Annotated in this window: 19 protein-coding genes and 1 pseudogene; 15 read left to right on the top strand and 5 right to left on the bottom strand. The window is 65.5% G+C overall.

Annotation, left to right across the window (positions count from 1 at the left end; genetic code table 11):
- Positions 1 to 17 precede the first annotated feature (17 nt).
- From RSE14_RS11965 to RSE14_RS11955, 3 genes are all read left to right on the top strand, one after another.
- The gene (locus tag RSE14_RS11965) at positions 18 to 1,484 is read left to right on the top strand and encodes an NAD(P)-binding protein (RefSeq protein WP_324073964.1); all 1,467 of its coding nucleotides are present in this window, start codon (positions 18 to 20) and stop codon (positions 1,482 to 1,484) included.
- 79 nt (positions 1,485 to 1,563) lie between these two features.
- Positions 1,564 to 2,277 carry a murein L,D-transpeptidase catalytic domain-containing protein gene (locus tag RSE14_RS11960; RefSeq protein ID WP_324073963.1) on the top strand — a complete coding sequence of 238 codons (714 nt, stop codon included), beginning with the start codon at positions 1,564 to 1,566 and terminating at the stop codon, positions 2,275 to 2,277.
- Positions 2,278 to 2,288: 11 nt separating this feature from the next.
- Complete coding sequence (locus RSE14_RS11955; protein ID WP_324073961.1) at positions 2,289 to 2,726, top strand: hypothetical protein; 438 nt, start codon at positions 2,289 to 2,291, stop codon at positions 2,724 to 2,726.
- Here the strand turns inward: RSE14_RS11955 and RSE14_RS11950 are convergent.
- Positions 2,723 to 4,186, bottom strand: a complete 1,464-nt coding sequence (locus RSE14_RS11950; protein ID WP_324073959.1) for a L,D-transpeptidase family protein — start codon at positions 4,184 to 4,186, stop codon at positions 2,723 to 2,725. The two genes, RSE14_RS11955 and RSE14_RS11950, sit on opposite strands and share 4 nt — an antisense overlap.
- Positions 4,187 to 4,348: 162 nt before the next feature.
- Between RSE14_RS11950 and RSE14_RS11945 the strand changes: the two genes are divergently transcribed.
- The 7 genes and pseudogenes from RSE14_RS11945 (at position 4,349) to RSE14_RS11915 (ending at position 10,540) form a co-directional block, all read left to right on the top strand.
- On the top strand, positions 4,349 to 5,239 hold the full coding sequence (locus tag RSE14_RS11945) for a DMT family transporter (RefSeq protein WP_324073957.1): 891 nt from the start codon (positions 4,349 to 4,351) through the stop codon (positions 5,237 to 5,239).
- Between the two features lie 122 nt (positions 5,240 to 5,361).
- Positions 5,362 to 8,034, top strand: coding sequence for an aconitate hydratase AcnA (gene acnA / locus RSE14_RS11940; RefSeq protein WP_324073955.1), 2,673 nt, complete (start codon positions 5,362 to 5,364; stop codon positions 8,032 to 8,034).
- 8 nt (positions 8,035 to 8,042) lie between these two features.
- The gene (locus RSE14_RS11935; RefSeq protein WP_324073953.1) at positions 8,043 to 8,555 is read left to right on the top strand and encodes a rhodanese-like domain-containing protein; all 513 of its coding nucleotides are present in this window, start codon (positions 8,043 to 8,045) and stop codon (positions 8,553 to 8,555) included.
- Positions 8,556 to 8,590: 35 nt separating this feature from the next.
- Positions 8,591 to 8,953, top strand: a complete 363-nt coding sequence (locus RSE14_RS11930; RefSeq protein WP_324073951.1) for a hypothetical protein — start codon at positions 8,591 to 8,593, stop codon at positions 8,951 to 8,953.
- 12 nt (positions 8,954 to 8,965) lie between these two features.
- Positions 8,966 to 9,304 (top strand): annotated as a pseudogene (locus RSE14_RS11925) (2OG-Fe(II) oxygenase); the annotation flags it as partial.
- 21 nt (positions 9,305 to 9,325) lie between these two features.
- Positions 9,326 to 10,171 (top strand): hypothetical protein, encoded by an 846-nt coding sequence (locus tag RSE14_RS11920; RefSeq protein ID WP_324073949.1) that lies wholly within the window; start codon positions 9,326 to 9,328, stop codon positions 10,169 to 10,171.
- Positions 10,172 to 10,210: 39 nt separating this feature from the next.
- Positions 10,211 to 10,540 carry a hypothetical protein gene (locus RSE14_RS11915; RefSeq protein ID WP_324073947.1) on the top strand — a complete coding sequence of 110 codons (330 nt, stop codon included), beginning with the start codon at positions 10,211 to 10,213 and terminating at the stop codon, positions 10,538 to 10,540.
- 536 nt (positions 10,541 to 11,076) lie between these two features.
- Here RSE14_RS11915 and ruvB read toward each other — a convergent pair.
- A complete protein-coding gene (ruvB, locus tag RSE14_RS11910; RefSeq protein WP_324073945.1) occupies positions 11,077 to 12,129 on the bottom strand; it encodes a Holliday junction branch migration DNA helicase RuvB in 1,053 nt (350 codons plus the stop codon).
- Between the two features lie 6 nt (positions 12,130 to 12,135).
- Complete coding sequence (gene ruvA, locus RSE14_RS11905; RefSeq protein ID WP_324073941.1) at positions 12,136 to 12,744, bottom strand: Holliday junction branch migration protein RuvA; 609 nt, start codon at positions 12,742 to 12,744, stop codon at positions 12,136 to 12,138.
- Positions 12,745 to 12,890: 146 nt separating this feature from the next.
- On the opposite strand from ruvA, the gene aroC reads away from it, so the two are divergent.
- Positions 12,891 to 13,961 carry a chorismate synthase gene (aroC, locus tag RSE14_RS11900; RefSeq protein WP_324073939.1) on the top strand — a complete coding sequence of 357 codons (1,071 nt, stop codon included), beginning with the start codon at positions 12,891 to 12,893 and terminating at the stop codon, positions 13,959 to 13,961.
- Between the two features lie 3 nt (positions 13,962 to 13,964).
- Here the strand turns inward: aroC and RSE14_RS11895 are convergent, their stop codons facing one another.
- A complete protein-coding gene (locus tag RSE14_RS11895) occupies positions 13,965 to 14,444 on the bottom strand; it encodes a hypothetical protein (protein WP_324073938.1) in 480 nt (159 codons plus the stop codon).
- Positions 14,445 to 14,464: 20 nt separating this feature from the next.
- The gene (locus RSE14_RS11890) at positions 14,465 to 14,680 is read right to left on the bottom strand and encodes a helix-turn-helix transcriptional regulator (RefSeq protein ID WP_324073936.1); all 216 of its coding nucleotides are present in this window, start codon (positions 14,678 to 14,680) and stop codon (positions 14,465 to 14,467) included.
- Between the two features lie 298 nt (positions 14,681 to 14,978).
- Here RSE14_RS11890 and ahpC point away from each other — a divergent pair, with 298 nt between their 5' ends.
- From ahpC to RSE14_RS11870, 4 genes are all read left to right on the top strand, one after another.
- On the top strand, positions 14,979 to 15,545 hold the full coding sequence (gene ahpC, locus RSE14_RS11885; protein WP_324073933.1) for an alkyl hydroperoxide reductase subunit C: 567 nt from the start codon (positions 14,979 to 14,981) through the stop codon (positions 15,543 to 15,545).
- Positions 15,546 to 15,756: 211 nt separating this feature from the next.
- A complete protein-coding gene (gene ahpF, locus RSE14_RS11880; RefSeq protein WP_324073931.1) occupies positions 15,757 to 17,346 on the top strand; it encodes an alkyl hydroperoxide reductase subunit F in 1,590 nt (529 codons plus the stop codon).
- 311 nt (positions 17,347 to 17,657) lie between these two features.
- A complete protein-coding gene (gene katG, locus RSE14_RS11875) occupies positions 17,658 to 19,865 on the top strand; it encodes a catalase/peroxidase HPI (RefSeq protein ID WP_324073929.1) in 2,208 nt (735 codons plus the stop codon).
- Positions 19,866 to 20,005: 140 nt separating this feature from the next.
- Positions 20,006 to 20,911 (top strand): SPFH domain-containing protein, encoded by a 906-nt coding sequence (locus tag RSE14_RS11870; RefSeq protein ID WP_324073927.1) that lies wholly within the window; start codon positions 20,006 to 20,008, stop codon positions 20,909 to 20,911.
- Positions 20,912 to 20,914: the final 3 nt, after the last annotated feature.

Genomic DNA, 20,914 nt, shown 5'->3' with positions numbered 1-20,914 from the left:
CGAAAGCGACTCCTCTCATGGCAATCCAAGAAACCGATTACCTGATCATCGGTGCAGGTGCTGTCGGCCTCGCCTTTGCCGATGCGCTGCTCGATGAAGACCCGGATTGCCACATCACTTTCGTCGACAAGCACGCCAAGCCGGGCGGGCACTGGAACGATGCCTATTCCTTCGTCGCGCTGCACCAGCCCTCGGCCTTCTACGGGGTCAATTCGCTGGCCTTCCCGGGCGAGCAGATTGACGAGCATGGCCCCAACAAGGGGCTCTATGCGCTGGCCAGCGGCACCGAGGTTTCGGCCTATTTCGAAAAGGTGATGAACCTGCGCCTGCTGCCCTCGGGCCGGGTCGCCTATCACCGCCTCGCCGAATTCAAGGGCCGCGATGCAGACGGCACGGCGCGCATCACCGGCGTCTTGTCGGGCGCCGAGACGACGATCCGCGTACGCCGCAAGCTGGTCGATGCGACCTTCTACCAGACCTCGGTCCCCAGCACCCACAAGCGCGCCTTTGCGGTGGACGAGGGCGTGCGTGTTGTCGCCCCGGGCGAGCTGCCAGAACTGTGGAAGGCCCCTGCCACCATCCCGCAAAGCTTCGTCATCCTCGGCGGCGGCAAGACCGCGATGGATGTCGGCGTGTGGCTGATCGAAGCCGGGGTTGACCCTTCCCGCATCCACTGGGTGCGCCCGCGCGACAGCTGGCTCAACAACCGCAAATATGTCCAGCCGGGCGAGGATTTCATCGAACCGGTGATCGAGAACCAGATCGCCCACCTCGAAGCCATCCGCACATCACAGACCGGCGAGGAGGTGTTCGAACATCTTGGCGCGGGCGGATATATGCTGCGGATCGACCCGCAAGTGACGCCCGAGATGTTCCACTATGCGGTGATCTCGGAAGGCGAGATCGCGCTGCTGCGGCGCATCGAGCAGGTGATCCGCAAGGGCCGCGTCACCCGCATTGCGCAGGGCAACCTGCATTTCGGCGAGGTGCTCCATCCGGTGCCCACCGATGCCCTGTTCATCGATTGCACGGCGCGCGCGGTGCCCTTCAGCACACAGGACAATGCCGGGCCGCAGTTCCGCGGGGACACCATCGTGCTCCAGCCCGTCACCGTCCCGCTGGTCACACTGAGCGCTGCGCTCACCGCCTTTCTCGAAGCCCATTGGGATGATGATGCGACCAAGAACCAGCTCGCCCGCAGCGCCCCGCTGACCGATACGCCGGGCACCTATCCTTACGCCTTCATGATGAACCTGATGAACCGCGGGACATGGTCGCAGACCCCGGAAATCGCCGCCTGGCTGGCGAAATCGCGGCTCGATCCGACCGGGCCGACGATCACGCGGATGATTGCGGCAGGCGATCCCCGGCTCGCGGTTCTGGGAGGTTTCCGCGAGGCGGTGAAAGCGGCCATGCCGGACGTCATCCGGCTCGGCATGGCGGCCAAGGCGCTCCACGAAACGCCTCCTTCCCCCACGAATTGACGCAGAACTGCGACGAGCCGTGCGACTGGGGCATTTGCGTTATTGGGAACGCAAGGCTTGCGCGTTACGTTAGGGCATAATGAAACGTCGCGACCTATTGAAAGGCAGTCTGGCACTCGGGGCGGCATTGGCCATGCCCGGCCGCGCCTTTGCGAGCGTTCCCGCTGCGCCCTTCTCCGGCACCCCGCGCGACGGCATCCTTGCCGACATCGCCAAGCGCGAACTGGCGCGGGCCGGCAGCGCGATCTGGCGTCACGATATCGTCGGCATCGCCGATTTCGGCCTCCATTCGGCCAAGCCCCGCTTCCACTTCGTCAATCTCGAACGCGGCGAAGTGCAGTCCTATCACGTCAGCCACGGGCAGGGCTCCGATCCGCAGCATGACGGCTGGCTCAAGCAGTTCAGCAACACCGAAGGCTCCAACGCCACCAGCCGCGGGGCCTATGTGACGTGGGAATGGTATCAGGGCCGCTACGGTACCTCGGTGCGCCTTGGCGGGCTGGACCACACCAACGAGGCGGCGCTTCGCCGCTACATCGTGATGCACCACGCCAATTATGCCGAGCCTGATCACCTTGACCGCTTTGGCCGCCTCGGGCGGTCGAACGGCTGCTTTGCGATGGGCCGCGAACAGTTTCAGATCGCGCTGATGAACCTGTCGGGCGGGCGCCTGCTGTTTGCCGACAGCCTCGGGCTGGAAGCGGACGGCTCGATCCAGCCGGTGCCCGAACTCGCGATGATCGAGCGCCAGCCGCTCGATCTGGTCGGACGACCGCTGTCCTCGGCTTTCTGAGAAACAAAGCCTTGCGGCGATTTGGCTCCTCGCCCGAAACCAGAGCCATCGCCCCGGCAACGCTGCAAGCGGCAGGGCTGGGTGCGATCCTGCTGGCAGCAACGATCCTGCTTTTTGGCCCGACAACGTGGGCCGACTTTGGCTCTCCTGTCTACTTCGCGTGGCTGGCACTGCTGATGCTGATTGCAGGCTTCATCTTTGGCGGCCTCGGCACGGGACTGCTGCTGATGCTGGCGGGTGTGCCGCTCGCGCGCATCATCGGACAGCGGCTGGAAAACACGGACGGCGCGGTGCTGGCTCTCGCCAGCGCGGCGATCGGCGTTTGGGTATTCCATGCTTTCGCCGGCCCGGACGAGTTTTTTGCTCTGGCATCGGCCTGCTTCGCTCTGCCTGCCGCGTGGCTTTACCGCCGACAGGTCCTGCTCGAGCGCGCCTTCGAGCGACCCTAGCTGTCCTGCAGATCGTCCTCGATGACGATCACTTCATCATCGATCACATTGCTACGGTTTCGCACGCGCGGCTTGTCGAGGCTGGCGAGCACCGGCGCGTCGCGGCCGTAGATGTCGTTGAAGGTCGCCATCTGGCCGTTGATGTCGGACGCCATGGTGAAATAGGTGATGTAGGCCGGAAACTGCTTTTGCAGCATCACCTTGGTGTATTTGCCCGAGGTCGAGATCGCCAGCGCCTCTTCCTTGGACGCCCCCTTGCCGAGGATCGCCATGGTGATCGCCAGTTCCAGCGCGCGTTCGGTGCGCACGCAGCCGTGCGACAGCGCGCGCGCATCATTGCCGAACAGGTGGCGCGAGGGCGTGTCGTGGAAGAAGATCGCGTGCTCGTTGGGCATTTCGAGCTTCATCTGGCCCAGCGAATTGCCCGGCCCCGGCTGCTGCACGACAGTGATCGTGCCGTTCGCCGCGCGGGTGGCGACATAGCCGTTGCGCTTGCCCCAGGCGGGGTTGCCGAGCACCTTCGCGCCGAGGCCTTCGCCCTTCACGATCGACTGCGGTACTGTCCAGGTGGGATTGAACACAACGCCTTCGACCATCTCTGCAAGCTGCGGCGTGGCGGTGCGCCCGGGCTTGCCGACAATCGTGCGATAGGTGCTGATGATGCGGTCCTTGACCGTCAGGCGCAGCTGGAATTCGGGCACGTTGGTGATGAGATATTGCGTCCCCAGATCGCGCGCCAGCCAGCGCCAGCGGTCCATATTGGCGCGAATCAGCTTGCGCTTGGCGGCAGCGCCTGCCGGCGTGCGTGCCAGTTCGGCCTTGAGCCGCGCGTAATCGGGGTGGGTCGGATTGAGCGTGGCGAGCGTGCCGGCGATATCGCCGGAGGCAAGCGCGGCGGTGAGCAGATCGCCGGTGCGCAGCGTGTCGCGATCGGGATCGACCACGAACCACTGCTGGCGCGCATCCATCGGCGTGCGCCCGTCGCGCAGATCCTCGACCAGCCACACGAAACTCTGCGAGGCGAGCTGATCGAGCTCCGCGGAGGGCCCGGCGGCGAGCGCAACCTTGAGCGGGGCGAGATCATAGTCCTTGGGATCGAGCCCCTCTGCGCCGATCCCCTCGATCACGGCAACCAGCTTGGCCGCCTTGGCCACAGTCCACGGCTGCACCAACGGGGCGGGCTTTTCCATGCCCGCCTGCACCACCGGTTCGGACACGGTCTGCGGGAAGGCGGACTTGAAGGCGTCGCTCGAAGGCTTGGGCGCGGGCGTCGGAGCCGGAGCGGGCATCTGCACCGTTGCCGGGCCGCCCTGCTGCTGGCCGCCGGGGATCATGCCGGCACGCGAGGCTTGCGACTGGGTGCCCGTAGAATGGGCGCTGGTCGTATGGGCAAAAGCCGAGCCTGCCAGCAGCGCGGCCGCCGCAATGCCGCAAGCGAATTTGCCGGTAAAGCGCGTCATAGAAATCCGTTCCAACCCCGTTGACCGGCCGTGCCGCATGGCACCGCCGTGCGCGCATCATACCCGCGCCGCGCCCTCTCTATCAACCGCCTTGGCTTGCGCACAGGTGAATAAGCACTCCCCGCGTGACCTTGCCCGGCCAAACGCCTATGCGCGCACGCCATGCGAGCCGCTCATCACCCTCTTCTGCCCTTTGGTGCGGCGCTTCTGGGTGTGGGGTTTCTGTCGCTGATGGATGCCTTCATGAAGGAGGCCGCGCTGATGATCGGAGCCTATTCCGCCACGGTGCTGCGCGCAGGGATCGGCACCGCGCTGATCGCGCCCGTATGGCTGTCGCGCGGGCCTGCCATGCCGACCCTTGCGGTGTGGAAGCTCCACCTCGTGCGCGGGGTCGTATCGGCCTTCATGGCGCTTACCTTCTTCTATTCGATCACCCTCTTGCCGCTGGCCGAGGCGATTGCGCTCAGCTTCATCGCGCCGCTGGTGGCGCTGTATCTTGCCCGCGTGCTGCTGGGCGAGACGATCAGCCGCCACGCCATCGGGGCAAGCCTCCTGGGCTTTGCCGGCACGCTGGTGATCGTCGGCGGGCGGATCGGGCAGGGGCAGTTCGACGAGAAGGCCGCGCTCGGCGTCGCCTCGCTGTTCGTCTCGGCGCTGCTCTATGCCTATAATTTCATCGTCATCCGGCGGCAGGCGCAGGTCGCCGGGCCGCTCGAGATCGCGACCTTTCACAGCGCGATCGGCGGGCTGGTGCTGCTCACCCTCGCCCCGCTCTTGTGGCAGGCGCCTGTCCGCGAGGCTTTCGTCCCGCTGACCATCGCCGCCGTGCTGACCGTTTGCGGATCGCTCTCCATCGCCTGGGCCTATGCCCGCGCCGAGGCCAATGTGCTGGTGCCGACCGAATATTCGGGCTTCGTCTGGGCGGCGATCTTCGGCTGGCTGTTCTTCCGCGAAGGGGTGAGCCTGCCGACACTGGCAGGCACGGCGCTGATCGTCACCGGCTGCTGGCTGGCCGCAAGGGCCGCGCCCGAGCGCTCGCCCGCGCAAGCATAGGGCCGGAACAAGGGGGCAACCCCTCTTGACCTCGCGCGCGTGATACAGCAAGCGCAGCGCCAATGCCGCGCCTTTCAGGATCGGGGTGCGGGACAACCTAACAAGGACGGAAACACCCACCCATGACCGATATCGGCAAGGACACGCTCGCCACCCGTCAGACCCTTTCGGTGAACGGGAAGGACTACGCCTATTACTCGCTGGCCAAGGCGGCCGAGCAGCTGGGCGATGTCTCGCGCCTGCCGATTTCGATGAAGGTGCTGCTGGAAAACCTGCTGCGCTTCGAAGACGGCGGCTTCACGGTTGACCGTTCGCACATCCAGGCGCTGGTCGACTGGCAGAACAACCCCACCACCGGCGAGGAAATCCAGTACCGCCCGGCGCGCGTGCTGCTGCAGGACTTCACCGGCGTGCCCTGCGTGGTTGATCTTGCTGCGATGCGCGACGCGATCAAGAAGCTCGGCGGCGATACTGCCAAGATCAACCCGCTGGTGCCGGTCAACCTCGTGATCGACCACTCGGTAATGGTCGACGAATTCGGCCACCCCAAGGCGATGGAAGCCAACATGGCGCTCGAATACGAGCGCAATGCCGAGCGTTACGACTTCCTCAAGTGGGGCTCGAAGAGCTTCAAGAACTTCACCGCCGTGCCGCCGGGCACCGGCATCTGCCACCAGGTGAACCTTGAACATCTGGCGCAGACCGTGTGGTCGAGCGAAGGCCCCGACGGCATGATGGTCGCCTATCCCGACACCTGCGTCGGCACCGACAGCCACACCACCATGATCAACGGTCTGGGCGTGCTGGGCTGGGGTGTCGGCGGGATCGAGGCGGAAGCCGCGATGCTCGGCCAGCCGGTCTCGATGCTGATCCCCGAAGTGGTCGGCTTCTACCTCGAAGGCGCGATGGCCGAAGGCGTGACCGCGACCGATCTCGTGCTGACCTGCGTGCAGATGCTCCGCAACGTCGGCGTGGTCGGCCGCTTCGTCGAGTTCTACGGGCCGGGTGTGGCCAACCTCACCCTCGCCGACCGCGCCACCATCGCCAACATGGCGCCGGAATACGGCGCGACCTGCGGCTTCTTCGGCATCGACGACAAGACCATCGATTACCTGCGCCTCACCGGCCGCAGCGAAGACACCATCGCCCTCGTGGAAGCCTATGCCAAGGCGCAGGGCATGTGGTTTGACCCGGCTAACGTGCCGGTCTTCACCAAGACCCTGTCGCTGGACATGGGCACTGTCGTCCCCAGCCTCGCCGGCCCCAAGCGCCCGCAGGACAAGGTCATCCTCCCCGAGGTCGACGATCTGTTCAACGCCGATCTGTCGAAGGTCTATGGCAAGAGCGCCCCGGCGCGCGTCGCGGTGGAAGGCAAGACCCACGACATTGGTGACGGCGACGTGGTGATCGCCGCGATCACTTCCTGCACCAACACCTCGAACCCCGATGTGCTGATCGCCGCCGGCCTCGTCGCCAAGAAGGCGAACGAGCGCGGGCTGAAGCCCAAGCCGTGGGTCAAGACCTCGCTTGCCCCGGGCTCGCAGGTGGTCACCGATTACCTGGTGAAGTCGGGCCTGCAAGAGCACCTCGACGCGGTCGGCTTCGATCTCGTGGGCTATGGCTGCACCACCTGCATCGGCAACTCCGGCCCGCTCGCCGCGCCGATTTCGGCCGCGATCAACGGCAATGATATCGTCGCCGCCTCGGTGCTGTCGGGCAACCGGAACTTCGAAGGCCGCGTCAGCCCCGATGTGCGCGCCAACTTCCTCGCCTCGCCGCCGCTGGTGGTGGCCTATGCGCTGAAGGGCACCGTCACCGAAGACATCACCACCACCCCGATCGGGCAGGACCAGAACGGCAACGACGTGATGCTCGCCGATCTGTGGCCCTCCAACGCCGAGATCGCCGCCAACCGCGCCGCCAATATCGACCGCGATATGTTCTTGAAGCGCTACGCCAACGTCTATGATGGTGACGAGCACTGGCAGGCGATCACCGTGGAGCCGTCCGACACCTACCAGTGGCGCGCCGGTTCGACCTATGTCGCCAACCCGCCCTATTTCGAGGGCATGACCATGACCCCGGCGCCGATCACCGACATCGTCGATGCCAAGCCGCTGGCGATCCTCGGCGATTCGGTCACCACCGATCACATCTCGCCCGCCGGTTCGATCAAGGAAGACAGCCCGGGCGGCAAGTTCCTGATGGCCAACCAGGTCGCCAAGAAGGACTTCAACTCCTACGGCTCGCGCCGCGGCCACCACGAAGTGATGATGCGCGGCACCTTTGCCAACATCCGCATCAAGAACGAGATGGTGCCGGGCGTCGAAGGCGGCTTCTCGACCTATGGCGGCGAAACCATGGCGATCTACGATGCTGCCATGCGCCACAAGGAAGACGGCACCCCGCTGGTGGTGATCGGCGGCAAGGAATACGGCACCGGCTCGTCGCGCGACTGGGCGGCAAAGGGCACGATCCTGCTCGGCGTGCGCATGGTGATCGTCGAAAGCTTCGAGCGCATCCACCGCTCGAACCTCGTCGGGATGGGCGTGCTGCCGCTGCAGTTCAAGGAAGGCGACACCCGCCAGACCCTTGGCCTTACGGCAGACGACACCTTCTCGATCCGTGGCCTCGCTGAACTGACCCCCGGTCAGGACGTCACTGTCGAAGTGACCCGCGCCGACGGCAGCAGCTTCAGCTTCACCGCCCTGTGTCGCATAGATACCGCAAATGAAATGGAATATTACCGCCACGGCGGGATTCTCCATTACGTTCTGCGCAAGCTTGCGGCATAAGGAGAGGCATGACGCCGAACCGCCTCGCCCTGCTGCTGCCCCCGGCTCTGCCGCTCGCGCCGCTGTTGCTGGCGCTGGCGGCTTGCGGGGAGACGCAGGACGCAGGCGGCAAACGCGATGCACCTTCTGCCCCGCTCGGCTTCGAACTCGCGATGGCGGGTGCAGGGGCAGTGGGTGGCGAAGCAGCCGGAACCACCAGCGCCGCAACGCTGGTGGAACTCACGCCGGAACAACTCGCGGAGCAGATCAAGGCGGGCAATGTCCGACTGATCGACGTGCGCACGGCCGAAGAAGTGGCGCAGGGCGCTATTGCGGGCGCTGAGAACATCCCGCTCGACCAGTTCGATCCGGCCAAGCTCGGTCCCTCCGATGGCCGCAAGGTCGTGCTCTATTGCCGTTCGGGCAAGCGCTCGGCGATCGCGGGCGAAAAACTCGCCGCCGCCACGGGCGAACCGGTCGATGTGCTGGCCGGCGGGATCCTCGCCTGGGAAGCCGCGGGGCAGGCGGTCGAAAAGCGCTGACCAGCCGTTAACCGCTGCCTGCTTTGGCAGGCGGCATGACGGCGCAGGCGACAACGTCCTTCGATCCCAATGCCGATCCGCGCAAGCTCGCGTGGTTCGGTGAAATCGTGCGCCGCCGGTTGATCGCCCATCCGGCGGTCGAGCAAGTGTGCAGCGAAGGGGCCGAAATCTTCCTCGTGAAGGGCTTTCTGAAGCGCCGCGACTGCAAGGATCTGGTCGAAGCCATCAACCGGCAGGCTGCCCCCTCGACGCTCTATATCGGGACCGAGCGCGAGAACTTCCGCACCAGCTACACCCATCACTTCGCCAATGACGATCCGCTGCCGAAAAGCTGCGAGCAGTATATCGCCGACCTGCTGGGGATCGATCCGATCTATTCCGAAAGGATGCAGGGCTAGCGCTACACGGCGGGGCAGGAATTCAAGCACCACTTCGACTATATGGAGACGGGCACCCGCTACTGGGACCAGGAAGGCCCGCGTGGCGGCCAGCGCACCTGGACGGCGATGGTGTGCCTCAACCAGCCGACTGAGGGCGGCGAGACCGATTTCTGCGAACTGGGACTGCGCTTCCGCCTGCCGACCGGCGCGATGCTGGTGTGGAACAACATGACCCCCGTGGGCCATCCAAACCTGCTCACCCGCCACGCCGGACTGCCTGTCCGGCGGGGGGGTGAAGCATGTCATCACCAAGTGGTTCCGGCAGGAGCCCTGCCGCTTGTTGTTCTAACCCGCGCTCAGTCCGCCTGAGCCGCAGCCTTCCGGCGGCGGGTGAGGATCGCCGCAGCCGCAAGGCCGAACAGCGCCATCATCGGCGGTGCGGGGACATCATGGCCGCCGCTGGTGCTCGAGGACGAACCCGAGGACGAGGACGACGACGAGGACGAAGAGCTGCTGCTGCTGCTCGAGCTCGACGAACCCGAGGAACCCGAGGACGAACCGCTGCTGCCCGACGAGCCGCTCGATCCGGTCGACGTGCCGGTCGAGGAGGAGCTCGACGAGGACGAGGAGCTCGACGAAGACGAAGACGAGCTGCTGGTGCTGCTGGTCATGTCGCCCGAGGTGCTGCCGCCGCTGGTCGCGCCGCCCGATGAGGAGGACGAGGACGAACTGCCGCTCGACGAGGAGGACGACGAACTGCCGCCCGACGAACCGCCCGAGGTGGTGGTGCCGGGGTGGCCGCTCGATCCGCCGCTGCCGCCCGAGGAGCTCGAAGACGAGCTACTGGAGCTGGACGAGGACGAGGAAGAACTGCTCGACGAACTCGAGGACGAAGAACTCGAGACATTCCCGCTCGACGAACTGACATTGCCCGACGAGCTTGAGACGTTGCCCGAGCTGCTCGACACGTTACCCGAAGAGCTGGACACATTGCCGGAGCTACTGGAGACATTGCCGGAGCTGCTGGAGACATTGCCCGAGGAACTCGACACCGAACCGGTCGAGCTGGACACTGCACCGGTCGAGCTCGAAACAGAACCGGTGGAGCTGGAGACCGCGCCGGTGCTGCTCGAAACCGCGCCCGTGGACGAGGACACGTTGCCCGAGGTGCTGGTGCTCGACACCGCGCCGGTCGAAGAGGACACGGCCCCGGTCGAGGTCGAAGTCGATACCTGACCGGTCGAGGAACTGATCTGACCCGAAGACGAAGTGGTAGTGGAGGTGATCGTCCCTGAGGAAGAGGTGGTCGACGTCGAGTTGTCGATATCAATGTCGATCACGATCCCGCTGGAGCCCGAGGTCGAGCCGCCCGAGGACGTCGAGGAACTGACATCACCAGACGACGAACCACCGCTGGTCGACGTCGTGGTAGAGACCGAAACATCGCCCGACGACGAGCCGCCGCCACCGAAGAAGCCGCCGAAGAAGCCGCCACCAAAGCCCATGCCACCGCCAAAGCCGCCGCCGAAGCCACCGCCCCAGCCGCCGCCCATGCCGCCGCCGCCCGAAACCGGCGGAAGCGGGGGAAGCGGCGCGGGCATATAGGCCACCTGCGCCAGCGGCGGGCATTCCGCATCATTGACATAGGTCTGCACCGCGCCGGCCGGCATCGAGGCGCCCACCGGCTGGCACTCGATCGTGCGCTCGACAATGCGGCGGCGACGCTCTTCCGGAATGATCCGCTCGGCGCCCTTGATGTAGCGCATGCCGGTTTCCGGATCGACTGCGATGAGCTTGCCGTCGATATTGGTCGAGAAATCCGGAGCGGCGGTGTTGAGCGGTTCGGCCACACGCACCGCGCCGCCCTGCAACAACGCCACCCCTGCGGCAGCGGCAGAAAGCTTCGCGATGGCCAGTTTGAGCGACATAGTCGTTAACCCTGTTTGCCTGTGGCAACTCCCGCGGACTGTCCGCAGGCGTCACCTGATCCAGTCAACCTTTTGATGGGTGGAAGGCCGAAGGGGCAATCGGGTTAACCGTCGATCAGCCCCGCGCAGCGCCGGAATCGCCCGGATTCCGCTTGATTTGAAAGGCGCTGTCCCGAACTGGCACCGAAAAAGGGGCGCCGGTTAGCCCAAAGGTTAACGATCATCCTCAAACAGGCCGGCCTGACGCAAGAGAGAATCGGGCGACTCATTCTGGGGCGGCGTCATTTCCATATGCGCCCAGCCGGCATCATTCAGCACGCGCCCGCGCGCGGTGCGGGCCACCAGACCCAATTGGATGAGGAAGGGTTCGACCACTTCTTCGATCGTGTCACGCGGCTCGGCAAGGCCCGCCGCGAGCGTCTCGATCCCCACCGGGCCGCCCTTGTAGGTGGTGGCAATCATGGCGAGGTAGCGGCGGTCCATCAGGTCAAGCCCGAGCCGGTCGATCTCCAGCCGGGTGAGCGCCTGGTCCGCCACCGCGCGGGTGACGGTGGCCGCGCCCGCGACATCGGCAAAGTCGCGCACGCGGCGCAGCAGGCGCCCCGCCACACGCGGCGTCCCGCGCGATCGCCGCGCGATCTCGCGCGCGCCCTCGGGATCGATAGCGAGGCCGAGCAGCCCCGCCGCGCGGGTCACCACGCGGTCAAGCTCGTCATGGGTGTAGAAATTGAGCCGCACCGGAATGCCGAAGCGGTCGCGCAAAGGCGTGGTCAGCAGGCCCTGCCGCGTGGTCGCGCCGATCAGGGTGAAGGGCGGCAGGTCGATGCGGACCGAGCGCGCCGAAGGCCCCTCGCCAATGATGAGATCGAGCGCGCGGTCTTCCATCGCAGGATAGAGCACCTCTTCCACCATCGGCGAGAGGCGGTGGATCTCGTCGATGAACAGCACATCATGCGGTTCGAGATTGGTGAGCAGCGCGGCGAGATCACCCGCCTTGGCGATCACCGGGCCGGAAGTGGCGCGAAACCCCACGCCCAGCTCGCCCGCAATGATCTGCGCCAGCGTGGTCTTGCCGAGGCCCGGGGGGCCGAAGAACAGCGTATGGTCCATCGCCTCGCCCCGCGCGCGGGCGGCCGCGATGAAGACCGCAAGGTTCCCCTTGGCCGCCTCCTGCCCGACGAATTCGGCCAAGCGGCGCGGGCGCAGGGCTGCGTCCGGGTCGCCGGGCTGGCGGGTGGGGGTGTGGAGGGGGGTGTCGTCAGTCACGCCGCATCACCCAGCCGCCTTCTTCAGCGCCACGCGGATCAGGTCGCCCTCGCTCGCGCCCTCGCCCAGTTCTTCCAGCGCCCGCGCGACGGCCTGTGCGGCGACGGCAGGCTTGAAGCCGAGGTTCTCCAAAGCGCTCGCCGCATCCGCGCCCTTGCTGCCTGCGGGGGCGGAAGCGGCGCTCACCGCAAACCCGCCCGAGCCGCCCGGCATCGCGCCGGCCTTGTCCTTCAGCTCGTTGACGATCCGGCCCGCCAGCTTCGGTCCCACGCCCTGCGCGCGGGCCACCATCGCCGCGTCGCCCTTCCCGCAGGCGTCGCGCAACTCTCCGGTCGAGAGCGCGGAGAGGATCGCGAGGCCGACCTTGCTCCCCACGCCCTGCACGCCGGTCAGCAGGCGGAACCAGTCGCGCTCGGCCTGCTCGGCGAACCCGAGGAGGCGCATGTCGTTCTCGCTCACCTGCAATTCGGTGTGGACGGTGCAGCCCTCGCCCACCTCGCCCAAGGCGGCGAGCGTGCGGCTGGAGCAGTGGACGAGGTAGCCCACCCCGCCGACATCGACGATCGCCCAGTCCTCGCCGGTCGCATCAAGCCTGCCTGAGAGCTTTGCAATCATGGTTTGTTCTTGCCTCACTCGGGCTCGCTTGGCCAGAGCGAACCCGTCCACAATCCCCGTTCGCCTCGAGCGCAGTCGAGAGGCAAGGGCGCAGGTGTCTCGACTACGCTCGACACGAACGGGAGTTTGGGTAAAGGAACGGCCCCATGAGCTGGAACACCTTCGGGCGCGTGCTGCGCTTTACCACCTGGGGAGAGAGCCACGGGCCCGCACTGGGCGCGGTCGTTGACGGGTGCCCGCCGGGGCTCGCCATCAGCGAGGAGTTCATCCAGCCCTTCATGGACGCGCGCAAGCCCGGGACCAGCCGCTTCACAACCCAGCGGCGCGAGGATGATCTGGTGCGGATCCTGTCCGGCACCTTCGAGGGCAAGACCACCGGCACGCCGATCAGCCTGATGATCGAGAACACCGATCAGCGGTCTAAGGACTATAGCGCCATCGCCCAGCAATATCGGCCGGGCCATGCCGACTACGCCTACGACGCGAAATACGGCGTCCGCGACTATCGCGGCGGCGGGCGCTCCTCGGCCCGCGAGACAGCGGCGCGGGTGGCAGCGGGCGCCGTGGCGCGGCTGGTGATCCCGGAAGTCACCATCACCGCCTATGTCTGCGAGCTGGGCGGCGACAAGATCGATCCGGCGAACATCGACTATGCCGAGATCGCCAAGAACCCCTTCTTCTGCCCCGACCCCGAAGCCGCCAAGCGCTGGGAAGAAAAGGTCGATGCCGCGCGCAAGGCGGGATCATCACTCGGCGCGATTGTCGAATGTGTCGCGACCGGCGTCCCCGCAGGCTGGGGCGCGCCGATCTATGCGAAGCTCGACAGCGATCTCGCGAGCGCGATGATGAGCATCAACGCGGTCAAGGGCGTCGAGATCGGCGACGGGTTCGAGGCCGCGCGCCTCTCGGGCGAAGAGAATGCCGACCGGATGCGCCCCGGCGCGGATGGCTCGCCCGAATTCCTCGCCAACCACGCAGGCGGCACGGCAGGCGGCATTTCGACCGGACAGCCGGTGGTGTGCCGCGTGGCGTTCAAGCCGACCTCCTCGATCCTCACCCCGGTGGAATCGATCAACAGCGCGGGCGAGGCGGTGGAAGTCGTCACCAAGGGCCGCCACGACCCTTGTGTGGGCATCCGCGGCACGCCTGTCGTGGAAGCGATGATGGCGCTGGTGCTGGCGGACCACAAGCTGCTGCATCGCGGGCAGGTGGGATGAGGTTCAATCCTCCTCGCCAAGCGCTGCCGCATAGGCCGGCGTCATCCACGCCTTGGCAATATTGGTGATCTGAACCATCAGCCCGAGGATAAACACCCCCGCGGCCTGCCATTCCTCCGAGCGGTCTGGATACCACATCCCCTGATCGGCGAAAGAGCCCAGCAGCATCGCCCAGAGTCCCACAAGCACACAAGACACAAAGGCGCCGATCGCCATCGCCTTCCAGAAGACAGCCCACTCGCGCTCGTCGCGCGGGGCCATGCCGCGCTGCTGGTATTCGAGGACCCCCGAATAACTGCCCGCAGCGACCATGGCGACGAACACCAGCCAAAAGCCGTTCTGTCCTTGTACGGTGAGGACGAGGCCTGCGAGGCCGGCCGCGATGAACAGCAGGTTGGCTAGGATCGAAACGCGCCGGGCCATTCCAGTCCCGGCATCCTGGCCCGTCACCACAATCGCGATCCGATCCATCCGCGTGATCACTCCGTTCTTCCTATAATCCATCATTCGCGTCCCTTCTGCAAAGCCTGCGAGAGTGAGGGGAACGGCTGGAACGAAAACAGCAACTCCACCGACACGCCGAACACCTCGGCAATCGACAGCGCCAGTTCCAGGCTCGGCTTGTAGTCACCGCGTTCGAGGAAGCCGATGGTCTGGGGGTTAACCCCGACGGCATCGGCCAGCTCGCGGCGGGTCAATCCCGCATCAGCCCGGAACATGGCGATTCGATTGTGAATTTCCCTCGTCATGCGATCCTGATACGCGATTCGTTGTGTTAACGCAACAATTATTGCAAATTACCAATGGAGGACAGGCCGAAGCCGGGCACCACCAGACGGCCAGCGGGCCACCGCATCCCGTCTTCCAACAACAAATCCGATTGGTTCCCGCCTCTACGATTGGAAAAAGCGATTTGTGCAATCGCAACAATCAACTTTTGTGCAGCGCAATAATCCCTATTTGGGCAGCACAAGTTTCCACCCTCTCCCCCTCAACCCAACATAAGGACAAACTCCCATGGGTATCATCGGTTCGACCATCCAGCCTTTCACCGCCACCGCCTTCCAGAAGGGCAAGGACTTCTTCACCGTCACCGACGCGGACCTCGCTGGCAAGTGGTCGGTGTTCTTCTTCTACCCGGCCGACTTCACCTTCGTGTGCCCGACCGAGCTGGAAGACATGGGCGAGAAGTACGCCACCCTCCAGTCGATGGGCGTCGAAGTCTACGCCGTCTCGACCGACACGCACTTCAGCCACAAGGCCTGGAGCGACACCTCGGACAAGATCGGCAAGCTGACCTTCCCGTTCCTGGGCGACCAGAACCACGTGCTGTCGAACAACTTCGGCGTGCTGCGCGAAGGCGTGGGCCTCGCTGACCGTGCGACCTTCGTGGTCGATCCGGAGGGCGTGATCCAGATCATGGAAATCACCTGCGAAGGCGTCGGCCGCAATGCCAACGAACTGACCCGCAAGATCAAGGCCGCGCAGTATGTGCGCGCCAACCCCGGTCAGGTCTGCCCGGCAGCGTGGGAAGAAGGCAGCGACACGCTGGCCCCCTCGCTCGATCTCGTCGGCAAGATCTAACCCGACCGGCGGGCGCGCCGCCCTCCCCCCCCAAGGCGCGCCCGCTGTAAAATCCCGAGAGCACCAAGCCCTCGGGTCGTAGCCGGGACCGGATGTCCCTGCCCCTTGCCCACTCCCCCCCCCTTTGTGGGGCGAGCGGCGGGCGGCGTCCGGTCCCGCGTTACCCTTCCCCAGATTTGACCCAGCGCTCACCCGCGCCCGGAGGACACCCATGCTCGACGCCGCCATGCAGGCCCAGCTCAAGACCTATCTCGGCAACCTTCGCGAAGGCATCGAACTGGTCGCCTCGCTGGATGACAGCGAGAAGTCGCGCCAGACGCGTGCATTGATCGAACAGATCGCAGGCCTGCATGATCTCGTCACCGCGCGGTTCGACGGCACGGACGCCCGCAAGCCCAGCTTCGTGATCCGCCGCGCGTCTGACGCGAACAAGTGGGTGCGCTTTGCCGGCCTGCCGATGGGCCACGAATTCACCTCGCTGGTGCTCGCGCTGCTGTGGGCCGGTGGCCACCCGCCCAAGGTTGACGCCGACCTGATCGAGCAGGTCCGCGCGCTGGAGGGCGACTACAATTTCGAGATGTTCTTCTCGCTCTCGTGCCACAACTGCCCCGACGTCGTGCAGGCGCTGACGCTGATGGCGCTGGAGAACCCGCGCATCCACGCGACCCTGATCGAGGGCGGCACCTTCCAGAGCGAAGTCGAAGCGCGCGACATCATGGCCGTGCCCGCGACCTTCCTCAACGGCGAGCCCTTCTACAACGGCAAGATGGAGCTGGCGGAAATCCTGTCGAAGCTCGACAAGAACGCCGACGCCAAGCAGGCCGAGAAGCTCGCCGCCAAGGCGCCGTTCGAGGTGCTGGTGGTCGGTGGCGGTCCGGCGGGCGCTGCGGCGGCGGTCTATACCGCGCGCAAGGGCTTCCGCACCGGCATCGCGGCCGAGCGCTTCGGCGGGCAGTTGATGGACACCCTCGGGATCGAGAACCTCCCCGGCACGCCCTACACCGAAGGGCCGAAGCTCACTGACAGCCTCAAAAAGCACGTCGGCGAATACGAGATCGACCTGATGGACCTCGCCCGCGCGGTGGAACTGCGCGCGGCCAAGGACGTGGGCGGCTATCACGAGGTGGTGATGGCCAACGGCGCGACCCTCAAGGCGCGCTCGCTGATCCTTTCGACCGGCGCGCGCTGGCGCAATCTCGGCGTGCCGGGCGAGGCGGAGTATCGCAACAAGGGCGTTGCCTACTGCCCGCACTGCGACGGCCCGCTGTTCAAGGGCAAGCGCATCGCAGTGATCGGCGGCGGCAATTCGGGCGTCGAAGCCGCGATCGACCTTGCCATGATCGTCGGCCACGTCACGCTGATCGAGTTCGACACCAAGCTGCGCGCCGACGAGGTGCTCCAGCGCAAGCTGCGCTCGATGGCCAATGTCGAGATCATCACCAACGGCCAGACCACCGAGGTGCTGGGTGACGGCACCCGTGTGAACGGCCTCGTGGTCAAGGACCGCGCCAGCGGTGACGAGCGCCGCATCGACCTCGAAGGCGTGTTCGTGCAGATCGGCCTCGTCCCCAACACCGAATGGCTGCGGGACATCGGTCTGGAACTCAGCAAGTTCGGCGAGATCGTGATCGACGATCACGGCGCGACCAGCATCCCCGGCATCTATGCCGCGGGCGATTGCACCACCGTGCCGCACAAGCAGATCGTCGTCGCCATGGGCGAAGGCGCGAAGGCAGGTCTGGGCGCGTTCGACTTCCTGATCCGCAACGAGCCGGTGGAGACCATCGCGCAGGCGGCGTGATTTCTTGGGGCGCGCGCGCCTCCGCGAGCGCGCTTCCTCGCTCATGCGACCTGAAGGTCGGGTGGCTCGCCTTTGGCGATCCAGCTTCGCTTCCGCTGCGGGCGGCCGCCAGTTTCATTTGGCGCCCTTGCGGGCTCCCATTCTGGGAGCCCGTTTTCGTTTGCGGTCCGAGCGGCCCGGATTAATCGCCCCACTCAATCAAAACGCGCGCATTAATCGATTGGACGCGCCATCCTGAAAGCGTAATCTTCTTCTCATAGCCTCCCCATCAAGGGCGAGTCTGACACAAGCACACGCGAGGAGAGAGAAACATGGACGCGAAAACCGGAGAGATGAGCGGCGGCTGTCCGTTCCACGGATCGAGCGAAATGCGCAATCTGCTGGGCCGCACCAACCGCGACTGGTGGCCCGAGGCGCTGCAGCTCGACATCCTGACCGAAGGCGGCCGGAGCGCGAACCCCTATGGCGAGGAGTTCGACTATGCCGAGGCGTTCAACACGCTCGATTACGCCGCATTGAAGGCCGATCTCACGGCGCTGATGACCGACGATCAGCCGTGGTGGCCGGCGGATTATGGCCATTACGGCCCCTTCTTCATCCGCATGGCGTGGCACGCGGCAGGCACCTATCGCACCGGTGACGGGCGCGGCGGGGCGAACTCCGGCCAGCAGCGGTTCGCTCCGCTCAATTCCTGGCCCGATAACGGCAACCTCGACAAGGCGCGCCGCCTGCTGTGGCCGATCAAGCAGAAGTACGGGAAGAACATCAGCTGGGCGGACCTGTTCATCCTCGCCGGCAATGTCGCGATTGAATCGATGGGCGGGCCGGTGTTCGGCTTCGGCGGCGGCCGCGCGGACGTCTATGAGCCCGAAAGCGTCTACTGGGGCACCGAAGAGCAGTGGGTCAACGAAGGCGTTGCCACCCGCATCCGTCCCACAGACAATGCCGCGCTCGAAAACCCGCTCGCTGCGATCCAGATGGGCCTCATCTACGTCAACCCCGAAGGCCCACAGGGCAACCCGCATGATCCCGAGGGCATGGCCCGCGACATGCGCGAAACCTTCGGCCGCATGGCGATGAACGACGAGGAAACCGTGGCGCTGGTCGCCGGCGGCCACGCTTTCGGCAAGGCCCATGGCGCGGCCCCGTCGGACACCTTCGGCGGTTCGCCCGAAAGCGAGGAACTGCACCTGCAGGGCTTCGGCTGGCTGGTCGATCAGGACGAGATCACCACCGGCAACATCACCACTTCGGGGATCGAGGGAGCGTGGTCGAACAACCCGACCCAGTGGGGCGGCGACTATTTCCGCATCCTGTTCAAGTACGATTTCCAGCTGGTGCAGTCGCCCGCAGGCGCGAACCAGTGGACGCCGATCAACCCCGATCCGGCCGACATGGCGCCCGACGCGCGTGACCCCAACAAGCGCGTTCCGACGATGATGACCACCGCCGACATGGCGCTCAAGAACGATCCGGAATATCGCAAGATCTCCGAGAAGTTCCTGAACGATCAGGCGGCACTGGACGATGCCTTCGCCCGCGCGTGGTTCAAGCTGTGCCACCGCGACATAGGTCCGCGCGTGCGTTACCTCGGGCCGGAAGTCCCGTCCGAAACCCTGATCTGGCAGGATCCGGTGCCCGCCGGCACCACCCCTGCCGATGCCGAAGTCGCCCGCTTCAAGGCAGCGATCCTCGGCTCGGGCCTCTCGGTCTCCGAACTGGTGAAGGCAGCGTGGGCCTCGGCTTCGACCTACCGCAATTCGGACCATCGCGGCGGCGCCAATGGCGCGCGTGTGCGACTGGCTCCGCAGAGCGGCTGGGCGGTGAACGATCCGGAGGAACTGTCCAAGGTGCTGGGTGTGCTCGAAGCCCATCGCGGCAGCCTCTCCATGGCCGATGCGATCGTGCTGGCCGGTAGTGCGGCGGTCGAGAAGGCAGCCAAGGATGCCGGTTTCGACGTCACCGTGCCCTTCACCGGCGGGCGCGGCGATGCCTCGGCCGAACAGACCGATGCGGCCAGCTTCGAGCCGATGGAGCCCTTTGCCGATGGCTTCCGCAACTACCTCAAGACCAAGTCGGTCGTACGCACCGAGGAAATGCTGATCGACAAGGCGCATCTCCTCGGCCTGTCGATCCCCGAGATGGCGGTGCTGGTGGCGGGCATGCGTGTGCTCGGCGCGAACAGCGGCAACACCTCGCACGGGGTGTTCACCGACAGCGTCGGCACGCTCACCCCGGACTTCTTCCGCAACCTGCTCGACATGAACACCAAGTGGGCACCGGTCGAAGGTTCGGGCGACGAGGAATATGTCGGCACCTGCCGCAAGACGGGGGCGGAGAAGTATCGCGCCACCCGCGCTGATCTCGTGTTCGGCTCGAACTCGATGTTGCGCGCTCAGGCAGAGGTCTATGCCGAAGCCGGAAACGAGGGCAAGTTCGTGTGCGACTTCATCTCGGCGTGGAACAAGGTGATGAACGCCGATCGCTTCGATGTGACCTGGGCCAAATATCACGCCTGAGCCGCAGCGACGCGCTGACAGACAAGAGGCCTCCGGTGGCGACACCGGGGGCCTTTTTTGTGCTTGATCAAATCCGCTTGACGGCGCTGCGATCTGATATAAATATGATATCATAATTATATCGCAAATGGAGATTCGTCATGTCCTCTTCTGAACCGATTGCCCTCAATCGCAGCCGCGAAGTCGCGGCGACGACGCAGAGCGGTTATGTGATGCTTCTGGTCAGCCTCGCACTGGTCGCGGCGGCCGCATGGCTGTTTCTCGGGGCGATTGCGCCTGATCCCCAGGTGGATGGAACCCTGATGATCGGCGCGATCATCACGGGCTTCATCGGCCTGTTCATCCTCACCGGGTTCTACATGATCAACCCCAACGAAGCCGCAGCGATCCAGCTGTTCGGCGCTTACAAGGGCACCGATCGCAACGAGGGCCTGCGCTGGGTGCTGCCGTGGCTCGGCCGCAAGAAGATCGCGGTGCGCGCCAACAACGTCATTTCGCAGACCATCAAGGTTAATGACGCGCGCGGCAACCCGATCGAGATGGCCGCGCAGGTGGTGTGGCGCGTGACCGACACCGCCCAGGCGCTGTTCGACGTCGATGACTACCGCGAATTCGTCACCGCCCAGATCGAGGCGGCGGTGCGTTCGATCGGCTCGCGCTACCCCTATGACGACATCGAGCACCTCGAAGTCACCTTGCGCGGCAACCACGAGGAAGTCGGCGTGGAGCTGCGCGCGGCGCTGATCGAGCGGTTGGCGGTGGCGGGGATCACGGTCGACGAATGCGGCCTTACCCACCTTGCCTATGCCCCCGAAATCGCCGGCGCGATGCTGCGCCGCCAGCAGGCCGAGGCGGTCATCTCGGCGCGCAAGAAGCTGGTCGAAGGCGCGGTGACGATGGTCGAGATGGCGCTCACCCAGCTCAGCGAGAAGGACGTCGTCCACCTCGACGATGAACGCAAGGCGGCGATGGTCTCGAACCTGATGGTGGTGCTGTGCGGCGAGCGCGACACCCAGCCGGTGGTCAATGCAGGGTCGCTCTACTGACGA

Source organism: Erythrobacter sp., from assembly GCF_035194505.1.
Lineage (GTDB): Bacteria > Pseudomonadota > Alphaproteobacteria > Sphingomonadales > Sphingomonadaceae > Erythrobacter.
The sequence above is the reverse complement of the archived record's forward strand: the minus strand, read 5'-3'. Positions and strand labels throughout refer to the sequence as shown.